Below are 226 nucleotides of genomic sequence, written 5' to 3' on the forward strand. Positions count from 1 at the left end.
CCTCCGTTCCCCCGCCGGTCGATCCTGAGCTGACACGGCTGTCGGTGCGGTGGACCCACGGCGCGTTGCGAACGGTGATCGCCGTGTGGTTGATCGCGGGCCTGGTGGGCGCCTCCTACGACGCTCTGAGTCGCTACGGGCATCTGACCTGGATCCTGGTGTGGGGTGGGCGCGGCGGTGCCCTACGGGTCAGGATGAGTTGAGGCCGGTGGTTCATAGCAAGTCC

1 protein-coding gene is annotated in these 226 nt (G+C 67.7%); it reads left to right on the plus strand.

The window, feature by feature from the left end; genetic code table 11:
• A partial coding sequence (locus L979_RS16475) for a hypothetical protein (protein ID WP_047692843.1) occupies positions 1-203 on the plus strand: 203 nt, incomplete at its 5' end.
• Between the last annotated feature and the right edge of the window lie 23 nt (positions 204-226).

It is taken from the genome of Kocuria sp. ZOR0020, from assembly GCF_000800955.1.
In the GTDB taxonomy this organism is placed as follows: domain Bacteria; phylum Actinomycetota; class Actinomycetes; order Actinomycetales; family Micrococcaceae; genus Kocuria; species Kocuria subflava.